Source organism: uncultured Photobacterium sp. (genome assembly GCF_947039875.1).
GTDB lineage: Bacteria > Pseudomonadota > Gammaproteobacteria > Enterobacterales > Vibrionaceae > Photobacterium.
In genome coordinates this window covers 17,832-32,883 of the sequence record NZ_CAMRAN010000008.1, presented here as the reverse complement: position 1 = coordinate 32,883, position 15,052 = coordinate 17,832, and the positions used below count along the sequence as shown (strand labels likewise).

The window sequence follows — 15,052 nt, the reverse complement described above, 5'->3', positions numbered from 1 at the left end:
AACCAAAAACTAAAAAGAGAACGACATGACCCATCACGTACTTGTTGTAGAAGATGAAATTGTTACCCGCACAAAACTGGTTGGGTATTTTGAAAATGAAGGATACAAGGTAAGCCAAGCAGACAGTGGCGCACAGATGCGCGAAGTGATGGCAACGGAAAAAATTGACCTTGTAATGCTTGATATCAACCTACCAGGTGAAGATGGTTTGATGCTAACGCGAGAGCTTCGTAGCCGCTCTGAAGTGGGTATTATTTTGGTGACTGGACGCACTGATAGTATTGATAGGATCGTCGGTTTAGAAATGGGTGCAGACGACTATGTAACTAAGCCTTTTGAACTTCGTGAATTGCTTGTTAGAGTGAAAAACTTGTTATGGCGCATGACGTTAGTAGAAAAAGCGCGTGACGAAACTATGGTTGAAATGCAGGAAGATAACATCATTCGTTTTGGTGAATGGCAGTTTGATATTAACAAACGCGCACTGACTCATAACGGGCTTCCTGTGAAGTTAACAAAGGCGGAATATGAGCTATTAGTTGCCTTCTCATCACACCCAAATGTAGTGCTAAGCCGTGAGCGTATTTTAAACATGTTAAGCCACCGTGTTGAAGCGCCAAATGACCGAACTATTGATGTTTTAATTCGTAGAATGCGTTCTAAAATGGAACTAGATCCGAAGAATCCACAGATTTTTGTTACCGTTCATGGCGAAGGATATATGTTTGCTGGCGACTAATATTGGTCGTATTTGAGCGGGAAAAGCGTAGCTTCAATAAAATAGTTATGACATAAATTGACATAAAAATGCCCTATTTGAAAAGAATAGGGCATTTTTTTTGAGCAGTATTCGGGGTGTTTCTTGATTTAAATCATCAATTAACAGAATATTTTTTTGGGTCAAAAAAGAACAAATCACAGTAGTGAGAATCATTATTAACAGCAAGGCTATTTTGTAACATCGTAAAATCATTTGTTATCAATATTTAGTGTTGTTGGTTACCAATTAATAACAATCCTATTGAAAAATGAAATCTTATGAATATGTATTTTGCTCCATATTTTCTTGTAAAACGAATTTTTATCAAAACAGCGGTTTTTACTGCCTCTACATATGAGTATTGGTAACGTAAAAGAGCGTATTGTTATGGTGCTATTCACACTACAATCATCCGCTGTTCATACTTAAGTCGCGAGTTATTCATAAAATGGTCATATATTGACTAGCATTTCCAAGACAATTAAAAATTCAAAACTACCAAAAAACGCGATAGATGGTTAAATTCAGAAAAATACCATATAGATATTTGCGCGTTATATGTTGTTTTTTATTCTTTTTTCAATTATTTTCTGCGTCAATCGAATGATTTCGGGCAAGCTAATAGTGCTTTGTTGTGCAAGTTGCTGTTGTTCAATAAGAACATTTTCTAGAATTTCAGTGGTTGTTAACGGGTTTGCGAGTACAACGCGAAACACGGTTGTTGCTTTTCGCTGCCACTTTTCTGGAGTAATACGCGTTCGAGATACAAAGGATTTGCCTGATTCTCGTTGGCGTTTTTGAATAAATTGAGTGAGATCGTTTAAGAGTTCTAGCAATGTTTCACGCTGTGCGGGGGTGGCTTGTTGTAATGCTTGCTGTGTATTAGCAGGGACATAACGGTAAGTTAGTAAGCATAATTCAGGCTCTGTGACTAACTCAAAATCAGGATGTTGTTGAATACATTGTGCAAAGTAAGCGGCTTTTTCAATGCTGTTATTGATCAATAATTCATAGCCAGGGCGACTAATAATATTCATACTTGCAAACAGTAACATCGCCATACCACTGCGGGATCCTTCCAGTGTGTGGCTGCCTAAGTCTTTTGAGCCTTCTCGAAGAATATATTCAGCATGATGCTCAATTGCGGTCATGAGTTCTGGATTTTTAAATATCACCATCCCAGCACCCATCGGAATATAGAGCTGTTTATGAGCATCAATGGTAATGGAATCTGCGAGCTCAATCCCTTTAAGTAAGTGACGATACTTATTTGACATAAGGGTTGCTCCCCCCCATGCCGCATCAACGTGGAAGTGGCATTGATGTTCTGCCGCAATATCTGCTAGTTGTTCTAGAGGATCGATGTTGCCCGTTTCTGTGGTGCCCGCAATACCAATAATCGCAAAAGGTTTAATATTTTTACGTTTTAGATTCGCGAGTGTTATTTTTAACTCATTGAGATCAATGCGATTGTTATCATCAGTTTTGATGGCAATCAGGCTATCTCGGCCAATACCTAAAACATCTGCGGCTTTCTTTAAAGAATAGTGCCCACGCTCTGATACCAGAATCGCCAGATCATCATAGCCATAGTGCTTCATCGCCCGCAGTAAACCTTGTTGGCCTACACCTGTGAAATCACCATCTGGTTGCAAAGCAGCATTACGAGCAACCCATAATGCAGTGATATTGGCGATGGTGCCACCCGAACAAAAAGCCCCTAAAGAATGGTCAGCACTGTGCATCCATTGTTGGTAGAAACTTTCTTCTTGATTAAAAATTAATTTATGCAGCATGCCTAATACTTGGCGCTCAAGTGGCGTAAACGCTTTTGATGTTTCTATTTTTACAAGGTTTTGGTTTAACGCGATCATGATTTTAGATAAAGGCATCATGAAGTAAGGCAGAGCAGAGGTCATATGACCAATAAACGTAGGCGCAGCAGTATGAACAGACTGGGCAACAAGTTTATTCAATAAGAACTGAGTATGTTCAGAGACAAAAGAAGGGACTTCAGGAATATCTGCAGTAGAGAAATCTTTTTCAATTTCAGCTAAGGGTTTTTCGATTGCTGCAATATGGGTTCGCAGAAACTCGTTAAGGTTTTCTGAGAGCTCTTTTTCGATTAGTCCTAATGTTGAATCAGGTGCTTCTGGTATTGTGAATATGCGATGCAAGGACTCTAGGGATGCATCTGCTGTACGATTATTAGTCGCCATAATTTATTTAACGTTTCCATAACGTTGGCAAAGTATAGTCAATTTAATCGATATTTTGAGTGATGTCTCGCATTATTTCGGTGTGGCTAAAATTATAGCTACCCGAAATAAAATCACGGTTTCAGAGGGCGTGGCTATTTATTGCATTGTTATTAGAATTTGTAGTTTAAGCCCGCACTAACAAAGAGATCGTTGCTGTCATAGAAATCAATATTTGATTGAGTAGAGCTATAGCCCATGAGTGATACTAGGCCCCAATCTTTCCAATTGAAGGGTTGGTTATATTCATAAGCAAAGAAAGCACTGTATTTATTATCTTGTTGTTTTTGATTAAATACAGGGTTAGTTAAGTCAAATAAAGCACGTTTGCAATTTACGGTAAAGGCAAAACTAGATTGGGGCAATATCTGAATAATCGTTGCAGCCACACCATAAATGTTATTACTCATAGCATTACCGTCAGCATCTATATTTGTATAGTTAACCGCTGTGCGTAACATCAGACTGCGACTAAACGGTTGGACATAAGTCCCTTCAGTATAAAGAACGGTAGCATTACGGTTGAGTGATGATTTTTCATTGGGTGTAAGCGCAAGTATAGGATCGTTACCACTGCGTTCTTGATCAACACTAAATTTCCCATAAGCTAACTGACCAGAAAAACGTGAACCACGAATATCATTAAGTTTGATATTAAACGCATTAATGATGGTTTTTGTTTTACTGCGTTTTACATTCTGAAGGTAGGGATCTTGCCATGTTTTTTGAGTCAGTAAACCGGGTATATAGCTCAGGGTTAGCATGGAATTATCAGCGAATTTTTGTCGATAGCCAGCCTCAACATGAAACCGACCAAGGGCAATATCAGAGCGATTTGTACCAAAGTAGAGTTGGTTATTACCATCTTTGAAAGTGTAATTGATGCTACCAATGGGGGCGACGAACATTTTATCTTGATCATCACCATGGCTGTTTAAATTTTGGGTGGTGTTATTGTCGCTATTAAACTGTGAGTTTGATCTATTGTAGCCAACCATTAAAGAAATATCACCGCCAACGCCAGGAGTCCAATCGACGGCTCTAGCGTGTGTCGTAGTGGAGATTATTGTAGTGGCAATTAAGCCGACAGTGAGTAATGGTTTCATTATTTCTCCCTATAAATATTTAATCCAATCATTAGATTATAAGCCTTAATAGAGATAAGTGACGCATTTATATTCATGCGTACTCATATTGTGGCGCTAGAAGATAAATAGGCTCTTTATTAACGATAATAAATTGTGTGCGATGACAACAATAATATGCTGAGTAGTATAATGAGGAAGCCTCCAATTTAGTGATGTTATTGATAATGATTTAAATAGTGTGATGGCAGCTGTAATTTCGACGATGAATATTGATTTTATTGATAATCTGATCATAAATTAAGGTTATCATTATGTTACGTATTGGGGCGAATGTTGAATTAAAATTTACACTGATAACCGTTACCGTCATACTATTTACATAGCAAGCTATGGATTGATTGCTGTACATGGATAGTTATAAAAGGATAATGTTAGAGAAATGATGGTGGTATTTTTTAACATTATTTCCTATTGATCTGTACAAATTGTATATTCGGCTCTCTTAGATTTATTAATATATGCCATTTGTATATTTAACAGGGAGAAGAAATGAATTATCTTCCGTTTAGTTTACGTGATATCAATGAGAAATCTGTCGCTGATTTCTCTGCGGCTATTAATGCTACATCTCATAAAAAAATAGCATTAATTGTTCAAGGTGGAGGGCAGCGCGGGATATTTTCTGCTGGTGTGCTTGATAGCTTTCTTGAGCACCAATTTGATCCGTTTGAGTTGTATATTGGTACTTCTGCGGGCGCGCTTAATTTGTCTTCTTTTATTAGCCGCCAGCCACGATTTGGATATCATTTCATTCGTAATATTTCGGTGGATAATCAATTCTTTAATTTATATAAATATCTAAGTAAACAGCAACCTATGAACTTGGAATGGGCATTGCAGCAAGTGTCAGCTTCTGGTTTATATCCGCTTGATATTGCCACTGCTCATAAAACATTAGTCTACAGAACGGCTCTCGCATGTGTGACTCGTAAAGACACTCTCCAAGATTATTATCTCCCTATGTACCAACAAGATTGGAGTGAAGTCCTACTGGCAAGCTGTGCTATTCCTCTGCTCTATAATCAACCAGTTAATATGGATGATCTTCAGTGGGTTGATGGTGGTGTGAGTGCTGCTATTCCTGTTAAAGAAGCGTGGCGACGTGGAGCTGACCTCGTGGTTGTTATTCGCACTGAGCCATTAGAAGATAGCGTTGCTGAAATGAACCGTGGTGAGGAGCGGGGGATTTTCGATGATTGGCGAGAAAATATTGAAACCCAATTACCGTATTATATTGATAAATTAAGTTTAAATGAGCCTGTTGATAAAATTAAAAATATTCATCAAGAGCTAAGTCAACGGTTTGAACAATGGCGCCAACAGCATTGGGAAGATAAAGAAGACAATGATCAAAATACGGTCAGTAAAACGAAGACGATACCAAAGAAAAGTTGGTTCTCACCATTAAATGTTGAACGATTATTAGAGATCACTGGGCAAGGAACAAATTCAGAAATATTAGAAATGCTGGCGCGTTATCATCATACTTATCGTGATGTGAATGACTTTTTAGTGAATCCGCCGCAAGGGTTACAAGTTATTCAAATTGCCCCTGAGAAATCATTGAATAGTAGTGCGTTATTAAGTAATTATGAAGATTTAGAGCTGGATTATCAGCAGGGTAAACAAATTGGAGAACAGTTTGTGATGTCTTTTTCACAGTTATTGAATCAAAAAACCAGCTTAATGCAGTATTTACGTTAGGCCTAGTACATAAAATAAAGTACATAAAAGAAAGCCTTGATAACTTGCGTGGTAGACACAAGATTATCAAGGCTATTTATTAAGCTAGATTATTTATTTAAAAAATCAGCCATATCTTTTTGCATATTTTGTGTTGTTGCTTTAGACGCATCAATGGTAAAGCTATCATTCGTTGTTGGTGCCGTAACAGTAAGTAACGATGTATGGCTGCCTGGTGTATATTCTTTCCAACCTTTAGTTGTATTGTCTAATGCTAAATTTAATTGCTTAATCAGTGGTTCAGTACCAGTGAACGGTGAGTAAGGTAGATTGTTTGGTGTAGTAATATTTGGAATCGTACTATCACCTTTAACCATTTGCACATATACGGGAACCGATGCTGGAATGCCGTTAGCTAGGTTAATCGGATCAACGGGATCCATTACTGTTTGTGCCGCATAGGCAAACTTAACGTAAGTCTCTGTCCATTTAGCGAATAAACTTGGGTTGTTATCTTTAATCGCTGTAATGTTATCAACATAACATTTGTTCAAATCTTTGTGCTTATCATCTTGAGCGATATAACAAGCATTCAACGTTTGTAGAAATTTACCTGTTTCAATTACATCTGGCGTTATTTGTGTTGGATTAGATACGAAACTTTGGAGAACGCCTGCTTTTAGAAGACCACCAAAACTGCCTGAATTTAATAGTAGGTAAGGGATCTCTGCGCCTGGGTTTGCTAATGCCAGTTTATTAATCGCAAAATATTGTTTATCAAATGTTGGATTCATTGTTGGACGGTTAGCAATATTACCGACATTGGTACCAACAATCGCACCTAGTGAATGACCCGCAAAACTCACGCCGTTATTAGGGTTTAACATCTCTAACGGTGAAACATTGCTTGTTGTTTGATCTTCTTTTTGTTGTTGCTGAATATGAGTAAATAATTTACCAATAGCCGCTCGTAGGTTGACGACATCAATAGTACTTTGGCGTAGGTTATCTCGTGCAACGGTTAAGTTTTCAAGATTTAAGTACATTGATGGATCTATTGCGGCATTTTTATATTGGCTATTACCTTGGCTGTCGATGGTATGAATACCACGATCTTCACCGTGTAGTGGTTGGTTGATGGCAAAGATTGCACGGCATTGATCGCCAATTAACGTTTCAGCTAAAGAAGGTAAACCATCACTGTGCGCTGTTAATACACTCTTATCTGCGGTAATTCCATGTTGGAAAATAGTGACATCATTAGCACCAAGAGTCTGACATTTTTTACTGTTAGGTAAAACTAAGGTGTAATCAATTGTCTGCACTGATTTAAGTTCAGGTACAGCACTGTAGCGGGTAATTAGACGCTTAGGATCGAGTTGATTACCATTGGCTAAATAAAGTGTTTTACCCATTAAGCGAGTGAGCACTTTAATTTGTACTTGTGGGTTTGTCGCCACTTGCGCCATGTCTGCTAATGTAACTTTTGCATCCGCCAATTGAGCTAAAATAGTCGCTTTATCCGCCTCACTGCCATTGCTTAATACATATTTAATCTTAGCAAGGCTTGGCATACCACTTTGCCAAGGGGTATTCATGAATTTATTAGCGCGAATATCGAGGTAGTACGGTAATGAAACAGTGCCTTGATAGATTGTGACATTACTTTTGTCATCAACTTTATTTGGATCGTCAACTTTTACGGGTTGAGAAAACGTAAATAATGTTGAAAGTTGCTCTGGAGTCACTGTCTTTGCAATCGCAGAGCCTTGCCACACATTCTTGGCCCCTAAAGACATCGCTTCTTCAGTAGCCATTTTTGCTGCAAATAACACATCACCAGATGATAATGTCGTAAACCATGATGAGAAGATAATATCCCGCTTTTCTACAATACCGTGGAAAGCTTCTTCAGTTGCATGAGTGATCTTTTGTGCAGGTAACAATGCAGGTGCTGGTGGCAGATTATTCGATTTTAATAAAGCGTATGAATTACTCATACCGACAGCTTGGCCATTCACATCTTTTAGATCGTCAGTAACGGCATACATGTAGTTACTCGCAGGATCTAATGGTTTTAGTAATATAACAATTAAGTTATCACCTGAAACCGTCACGATAAAGTCACCCGCTTGTTGAGTTAAGCGGGTTGGTTCGGTGGTATCAGCAGGGTTAGTTGGATCGCCTGATTTTATTAGATAGAAACCATGCGTAGCCGTAGATGGATCTAAATTCTTACCTGTAAAATTAATTGTGATCGGCTGGGTTGTGCTCCAACCATCGGTTTGTCCCATTGCAACCAAGGGATCTGAAGTATTGGTTTGATCTTGCGCCATTGCTTCTGTTGCAAGGGTACCGTCTTGAGTATCCATCGCTAAATATGTGGGTAATATTAGCTTCTTATTGGCAGACAAAAGGTCAAAATTAATTTGAGTTTCAGCCTGTAAACTCGCCGCGATATTCGGATCAATCGGCGCTTGATTTTCTAAGGTACCGTTACCCTTACAGCCAATTAAACTTAATGCAGAAGTGACTAATAATGCTATTGAACGTATCTTCATTGTTATTCCTAATGATTTTATAGTTTAGTACGCATTAAAAGCGGTAATTAACTTGAGCTGCTGCAAGGTAAGCTTTACCAGATGAAGTAAAACTATCATTTTCACCGGTTGGTGTTTGCTCGATAAAATCAGCTTTCTTACTGTGAATATAAGCAACGCCTAGATCGACAGATAGAGCTGGGTTGTAATGATAAGTCACACCTGCTGAATACCAATAACGATCAGTATCAGGAATACTCAGTGTTGCTTGTCCTGCATTTTGGTCAATGGCAAAACCATAACGCAGTGTCCATGTTGGGTTTAGCGTATAAGTTGTACCTACAGCCCAACGGTAAGTATCTTTGAAGTTTTCTTTTTTAACGAAACAGGTGCCCGTTGCACATTGAGAACTTGTTGCTCTAATTTCTTTAAATTTGTTGTATTGCGTCCATTGAACGCTATAGCTGATAGCCCATTGTTGATTCAGCTGGTGGAAGCCTGAAAATTCAGCAATGGCAGGCAGCGGAAGATTAAGCTGTGCTGCAACAGTTTCATTTGGCTTTGAGGTTGCTTGTCCCAAGTAGTCAGTAAAATGGCCATGAAAATTGAGATCTACTTGTGAACGGTAGCTTAGTCCAAAGCGGTTATTATTATCGAGTTCATATAAGGCACCAATATTCCAGCCCCAGCTCCAGTCGGTGCCTTCCATATTGATCAGGTTATGGCTAGGCGCGGCATAAGACAAAGAGCCCAAACGACGATTAAATTCTGCGGTACCATAAACAAGGCTAACACCTGCACCAATGCTTAATTTTGGTGATAGGCGATAAGCAATATTGGGATTGAAGTTAACCGTTTCTAATGATGTTTTACCCGCTAAGCTGCCAGCCTGCATTGCTGTAGGGTAATCGGTTGTTACACCATAATTACTGAAAATGGCTAAACCAATGGCTGTCCTGTCATTAATAGGCTGAATATAGTAAGCCGCAGGTACAACACTGATTGGTGAAATATCTTTTGCGGTTTCATTATGGGTATGATCATCAATATTAATCGATGGGTTGATGACACTCATTACGCCTGAAACTTCAGCATGTTTAAAGCGAGTCATTGCGGCTGGGTTACGCGCTAGTACTGCAGCGGTATCAGCGACGGCAGCTTCACCTGCATATGCCCGCCCTAGGCCTGCTGCCGAGTGTTCTGATACTTGATAGCCAGCAGCATGTGCTTGGTTTGAAAGTGTTGCGGTAATAATGAGGGCGATATGTTTTTTATTTATGGACATTAAACTGTCTCTCTATAATTTCTAGTAGCTTCTTGTTGTCTCACTCTTCAAAGAAGGTTGGACTTAAAAGAGGAAGAATTATAGTTATACCTCAAGGGAATAATAAACAAATATAGACAAATATCACAATTAAATGGTTTGTTTGATTATACTTTGTGCGTATTGCTGCTTTATAGATACATTTAGATTAATAAATAAATTAAAGTATTTGCTCTAATATCGAAAGTATTGTAGAGAGTTTTTATTACACGAGAGGGATTGCTCGTCATTTGGGGGCTATTTTTGATGATAAAAAAGGCTCTAGAAAGAGCCTTTTTTATCATCAATAATTAGTTAATATAATTATTTTGCAAGGACTGTTTGTAGCCAAGGCCAGCCTTGTTTCTTACGACTTAGGGTATTTTCCATCATTAATACACCGTCAGTAGCGTGTGTATCAAGGATGTGATTCCAATCACCAGTGTAAAGTAGGCGAGTTGTACTTGTTGTGATGTCAGTTAGCATCAATGCTGCCATACCAAGGCCTTCTTCGTCGCAACGACGTTGAAGATCTGCTTGAAGTTCTGCAATCATGCTATCGACTTGCTCAAGAGTCGCAAGTTCGATTTGACCAACAACAACATCACGATCGTTGAAAGGGTAACCTTTAAGGTCTTTTTCAACTAATTGTGCCGCGGTTAGGCCTTCGATGTCAGTTTTAGCAATCAATAGTGCTTTGATGAATGATTCTAGATCTTGTACATCAGCGATTTGAGCAAGCTCATGTACTGCATCTTTATCTTTTTGAGTACAAGTTGGAGATGCAAAACCGACAGTATCAGACAGGATAGCTGACATCATAAGTACTGCTAGTTCACGAGTGATCTCATGACCTTCGATTTTAAATAAGTTGAAGAGTACAGTACAAGTACAGCCTACAGGCCAGATCCATGCTTCCATTGGGTTAATTGTCATTACATCGCCTAGACGGTGGTGGTCGACAATACCCACAACTTCAGCTTCAGCTAGGTCATCAGGTGCTTGAGCTAGATCAGAATAGTCAACTAACCATACTTTCTCACCAGCAACGCTTGTACGTAGCTCAGGAGCTGTAACGCCAGCTAGCTCAAGAATGTGTAGAGTTTCACGATTCATTTCGCCTTGACGAATTGCTGTCGCTTCAAGACCACGAGCTTTAAGAAATGCAGTACAAACGAGTGCAGAACAAATGCTGTCACTATCAGGGTTTTTGTGACCTACAACTTGGATCATGATATTTCCTTTACTTTATCTGTCACAGCATGTGCTGTGTAACATATATAAGACTAACTTGGTTCTTTACTGATTATACCTAGAAGAGAGGGTGTTTTACAGGGATAAGAGTAATCAAGAACTGTGATGCGGGAAGATTGTAGAGTATTTTGAAGAAATAACAATTATGGACAAAAAATAAAGGCGCAAGTGTCTAATCTTGCGCCTTGTTCGTTATTTGAAGATAAATTTTTGTTTAGCTACGTAGCTTATGCTTTTTGTGCTTGCTCAATCGCAACAGCAACAGCAACAGTTGCGCCAACCATTGGGTTGTTACCCATACCAATAAGACCCATCATTTCAACGTGAGCTGGTACAGATGAAGAACCTGCAAATTGAGCATCAGAGTGCATACGGCCCATTGTATCAGTAAGACCGTAAGAAGCTGGACCTGCAGCAACGTTATCAGGGTGAAGAGTACGACCAGTACCGCCGCCTGATGCTACTGAGAAGTAAGCTTTGCCTGCTTCTAGACGTTCTTTTTTGTACGTACCAGCAACAGGGTGTTGGAAACGTGTTGGGTTAGTTGAGTTACCAGTGATTGAGATATCAACGTTTTCACGGTGCATAATTGCAACACCTTCACGTACATCATCAGAACCGTAACAGTTGATGTCACCACGTTGAGTTTTAGAGAAACGACGCTCAGAAACAACGTTTAGATCGCCAGTAACGTAATCGAATTTAGTTTCAACATAGTTAAAGCCGTTGATACGAGCGATTAGGTAAGCAGCATCTTTACCAAGACCGTTAAGAATAACGCGTAGTGGGTTAGTACGTACTTTGTTAGCGTTTAGAGCAATTTTGATTGCACCTTCAGCTGCTGCAAATGATTCGTGACCAGCAAGGAATGCGAAACATTGTGTTTCGTTGCTTAGTAGACGAGCGCCTAGACGACCGTGACCAAGACCTACTTGACGTTGGTCTGCAACAGAACCAGGAATACAGAAAGTTTGTAGACCAAGGCCTAGGTATTCAGCCGCTTCAGCTGCTGTTTTAGCGCCTTCTTTAAGTGCGATAGCTGAACCTAAAACATAAGCCCAAGATGCGTTTTCAAACGCGATAGGTTGTGTTTCTTTAACGATGTTGTATGCATCAACACCATGTTCGTTACAGTAATCACGAGCTTCTTCTAGTGAAGCGAAACCATATTGCTCTAGTACTGGAGTGATTTTTTCAATACGACGATCAAAACTTTCAAATAATGCAGCCATGATGGAGTTTCCTCTAATTCGGTAAAAACAATTTCAGTGACGCTGTAACTCTTGAGAGAGTTGAAATAAAAACGTCATTTACTTGTGTGATATAGGTCTATGATTACTCGTGGCGAGGATCAATAGTACGAGCAGCTTCATCAAAGCGACCGTATTGACCAGTAGCTTGTTCCATAGCTTCTGCTGCAGGAACGCCTTTACCAATAGATTCCATCATCTTACCTACGTTTACGAAACGGTAGCCGATGATTTCTTCGTTGTCATCTAATGCAACTTTAGTTACGTAACCTTCAGCCATCTCCATGTAACGAGGGCCTTTTGCACGAGTACCGTAATGTGTACCTACTTGGCTACGTAGACCTTTACCTAGATCTTCAAGACCAGCACCGATTGGTAGACCGTCTAAAGAGAATGCAGTTTGAGTACGACCGTAAACAAATTGAAGGAAGATTTCACGCATTGCAACGTTGATGGCATCACACACTAGATCAGTGTTTAGTGCTTCAAGGATAGTTTTACCTGTAAGAATTTCTGAAGCCATTGCTGCAGAGTGTGTCATACCAGAACAACCGATAGTTTCGATTAATGCTTCTTCGATGATGCCATCTTTAACGTTAAGCGTTAGTTTTGCAGCACCTTGTTGAGGCGCACAAGCACCAACACCGTGGCTTAAACCAGAAATAGCAATAACGTCTTTAGGACTAACCCAACGACCTTCTACAGGAATTGGTGCTGACTCGTGTTGTGGGCCACGAGAGATAGGACACATGTTTTGAACTTCACTTGAGTATTGCATTGCTCTGCCTCATAGACACCGCAGTATAAGCAATAAGACAATACAAATGGTATGTATTAACCTATTACGGTTAGCAGTGTAGAATTGATAATTCGTTATCGTGCAGATAATAAGAAGAGGACGTTATACGCAAACAACGCGACGTGTTTATAAACAAATATCATTAGATATATAAGTAGTAAAATAACACGGTCCTCGACTATTAAAAGCCGAATGTTGTCAGACGTCATTATCCTTAAAGAATCCAATAAGGCGGTTAAAGGAGGAACATCATCTCCCGCTATAAAGATCATTATAATAAGTTATCATTTATAGCAACAAAATAGATTTTATTGGCTATTTTGTGAATAAAATAAATATACGCTTTTTTTTATAAATAAGAGTGTTTAATTTTTGGAAAAAAGATTTCAAATATGAAATCATTAACTGATAATTATTCTTATTAATGTTGTCGAATAGTTAAGTAAAAACAGTAAATTATTAACCTGTTGATAATTAATGTTTTTATTCGTTAATTTGAAAATAGAAGAAAAATACAGAATTATATTATTGTTAGATGTATTCTTATTTAAGAAATATTAAATGATAATCGTTTTTATTATGGTAAAGGAGAAAACCATTGCAAGACTTTATTAAGAGTAATGAACTTTATTTTCGAAATATAAATATTAATGTACCAGTGAATTATGAACAAATAACAGACGGTACCTTGACTATTTTTGCTCGAGAGGTTGTACATAAATCAAACATTAACGCAGATCTTCCGTGGTTGGTTTATTTACAAGGCGGCCCAGGTTTTGCTGCACCACGACCTGAAGCAAACAGCGGATGGTTAAAAGCGGCATTAAAATATTATCGCGTACTCTTACTTGATCAACGAGGTACAGGTGCAAGTAGTGCCATTACTCATCAAACGCTAGCTTTAAAGTCATCTCAGCAACAAGCTGAATATTTAAGCCATTTTCGTGCAGATAATATTGTTCGTGATGCCGAGCAATTACGCCTGCACCTTAATATTAAACAGTGGGCGTTACTTGGACAAAGTTTTGGGGGGTTCTGCGCATTACATTACTTGTCTTTTTATCCACAAAGTTTATCTAGAGTGTTTATTACTGGTGGAATACCTTCCATTACGGCAACTGCAGATGACGTTTATCAAGCAACGTACAAAAGAGTCGCTGATAAGAACAAAGCATTCTTTAAGCGTTTTGCTGGCGCACAGCAACAATGTAATGCTATTGCTGAGTATCTTTCAAATAATCAGACCTATTTGCCAAATGGACAATTGTTCACTGTTGAACAATTTCAAACATGGGGAATAACCTTGGGAGGGACTGGTGGTGATTTAGCTATGTATTACACTTTGGAAGGAGCATTTGTCGAGGTAGAAGGGCAACAAGTGCTGAGCTATGATTTCCTTAATACGATGCTAAATCAACAGAGCTATCAAACAAATCCTATTTATGCGATTTTACATGAAGCTATTTATTGCCAACAGTATGCCTCTAAGTGGGCGGCAGAACGGGTACGTCAGCAATATCCTCAATACCAATATCAAACAGGTAATGATGTTAGTTTTACCGGTGAGATGGTTTATCCGTGGATGTTTGATCAAATGACATGCTTACAGCCATTACGTGATGCAGCCCATTTATTAGCAGCAAAAGAGGATTGGTCTCCATTATATTGCGCGCAACAATTAGCTAAAAATACGGTACCTGTTGCGGCAGCTGTGTATGTTGAAGATATGTATGTTGAATATCATTATAGCTGTGAAACCTTAGCTTTATTGGCAAATGCGAAATCATGGCAAACAAATCAATATGAGCATAATGGTTTACGTGTTGATGGCGAGCATATTTTTGAGCAATTGATGGCCTTAGCCGATAGCATTTAATTATTAGCTTTGCGTGGACATTAAAGGTGTATTTATTTTATCATTTTAGCAGCAATACCGTTCATCGTTAAAAATTGTTATAATATAACATTTATATTTAGGGTGCTAAGTGGTAATGTAACGCATTCAGAATTGATAGGATCAATGATCCTGATTGGTTTTGTTGTTGTTAGTACCCTAA

10 protein-coding genes and 1 riboswitch are annotated in these 15,052 nt (G+C 38.8%); of the genes, 3 read left to right on the top strand and 7 right to left on the bottom strand.

What is annotated here, in order from left to right:
• Positions 1 to 25: 25 nt before the first annotated feature.
• Complete coding sequence (gene torR / locus Q0V26_RS04575; RefSeq protein WP_036794308.1) at positions 26 to 739, top strand: two-component system response regulator TorR; 714 nt, start codon at positions 26 to 28, stop codon at positions 737 to 739.
• A 575-nt stretch (positions 740 to 1,314) separates the two neighbouring features.
• Here the strand turns inward: torR and panP are convergent.
• Together panP and Q0V26_RS04565 are read right to left on the bottom strand one after the other, a co-directional pair.
• The gene (panP, locus tag Q0V26_RS04570) at positions 1,315 to 2,979 is read right to left on the bottom strand and encodes a pyridoxal-dependent aspartate 1-decarboxylase PanP (protein ID WP_297478499.1); all 1,665 of its coding nucleotides are present in this window, start codon (positions 2,977 to 2,979) and stop codon (positions 1,315 to 1,317) included.
• Between the two features lie 152 nt (positions 2,980 to 3,131).
• The gene (locus Q0V26_RS04565; RefSeq protein WP_297478498.1) at positions 3,132 to 4,124 is read right to left on the bottom strand and encodes a DUF2860 family protein; all 993 of its coding nucleotides are present in this window, start codon (positions 4,122 to 4,124) and stop codon (positions 3,132 to 3,134) included.
• A gap of 531 nt (positions 4,125 to 4,655) precedes the next feature.
• Here Q0V26_RS04565 and Q0V26_RS04560 point away from each other — a divergent pair.
• Entirely contained in the window at positions 4,656 to 5,870 is a 1,215-nt protein-coding gene (locus tag Q0V26_RS04560; RefSeq protein WP_297478497.1) for a patatin family protein, read from the top strand.
• 89 nt (positions 5,871 to 5,959) lie between these two features.
• On the opposite strand, the gene Q0V26_RS04555 is transcribed toward Q0V26_RS04560, so the two are convergent.
• The 5 genes from Q0V26_RS04555 to Q0V26_RS04535 all read right to left on the bottom strand — a co-directional run bounded on the left by Q0V26_RS04555 (position 5,960) and on the right by Q0V26_RS04535 (position 12,974).
• Positions 5,960 to 8,410, bottom strand: a complete 2,451-nt coding sequence (locus Q0V26_RS04555; RefSeq protein ID WP_297478495.1) for a VolA/Pla-1 family phospholipase — start codon at positions 8,408 to 8,410, stop codon at positions 5,960 to 5,962.
• Positions 8,411 to 8,444: 34 nt separating this feature from the next.
• Positions 8,445 to 9,674 (bottom strand): outer membrane protein transport protein, encoded by a 1,230-nt coding sequence (locus tag Q0V26_RS04550; RefSeq protein WP_297478493.1) that lies wholly within the window; start codon positions 9,672 to 9,674, stop codon positions 8,445 to 8,447.
• A gap of 342 nt (positions 9,675 to 10,016) precedes the next feature.
• Positions 10,017 to 10,925, bottom strand: coding sequence for a manganese-dependent inorganic pyrophosphatase (locus Q0V26_RS04545; protein WP_297478491.1), 909 nt, complete (start codon positions 10,923 to 10,925; stop codon positions 10,017 to 10,019).
• A 248-nt stretch (positions 10,926 to 11,173) separates the two neighbouring features.
• Positions 11,174 to 12,178, bottom strand: a complete 1,005-nt coding sequence (locus tag Q0V26_RS04540; RefSeq protein ID WP_297478488.1) for a GGGtGRT protein — start codon at positions 12,176 to 12,178, stop codon at positions 11,174 to 11,176.
• A 103-nt stretch (positions 12,179 to 12,281) separates the two neighbouring features.
• A complete protein-coding gene (locus tag Q0V26_RS04535) occupies positions 12,282 to 12,974 on the bottom strand; it encodes an iron-sulfur cluster assembly scaffold protein (protein ID WP_080157628.1) in 693 nt (230 codons plus the stop codon).
• A gap of 213 nt (positions 12,975 to 13,187) precedes the next feature.
• Positions 13,188 to 13,261: riboswitch (Fluoride riboswitch) on the bottom strand.
• 332 nt (positions 13,262 to 13,593) lie between these two features.
• On the opposite strand from Q0V26_RS04535, the gene Q0V26_RS04530 reads away from it, so the two are divergent.
• A complete protein-coding gene (locus Q0V26_RS04530; protein ID WP_297478486.1) occupies positions 13,594 to 14,871 on the top strand; it encodes an alpha/beta fold hydrolase in 1,278 nt (425 codons plus the stop codon).
• The last annotated feature ends 181 nt before the right edge of the window (positions 14,872 to 15,052 follow it).